We start from the raw sequence: 249 nt of genomic DNA on the forward strand, positions 1-249 counted from the left end.
CCCGGTCGAGCGCGGCCAGGCCCTCGGCGATGGCGGCGCGGTCCCACCGGAGGCGATCCTGCCGCTGCAGGGTGAGCAGGTTGCCGGCGGCGTCGCGGCGGGCCTCGGCACGGGCGTGCTGGAACAGGAACAGCGCCAGCAGCGCGGCCACCTCGGACTGCTCCGGCATCAGCCGGTCGAGCAGCCGCGCCAGCCGGATCGCCTCGGCCGCGAAGGCCGGCTCGCCGTCGGGCACGTAGCCCCGGGTGA

General features: G+C 77.5%; 1 protein-coding gene. It reads right to left on the minus strand.

The annotated features are described in order from the left end of the window. Positions 1-235: DUF6596 domain-containing protein (locus C7C45_RS33390; RefSeq protein WP_341866537.1), on the minus strand; the 235-nt coding region annotated here is incomplete at its 3' end. Positions 236-249: the final 14 nt, after the last annotated feature.

Origin of the sequence: Micromonospora arborensis (assembly GCF_003205615.1) — a bacterium.
Taxonomy (GTDB): Bacteria; Actinomycetota; Actinomycetes; order Mycobacteriales; family Micromonosporaceae; genus Micromonospora; species Micromonospora arborensis.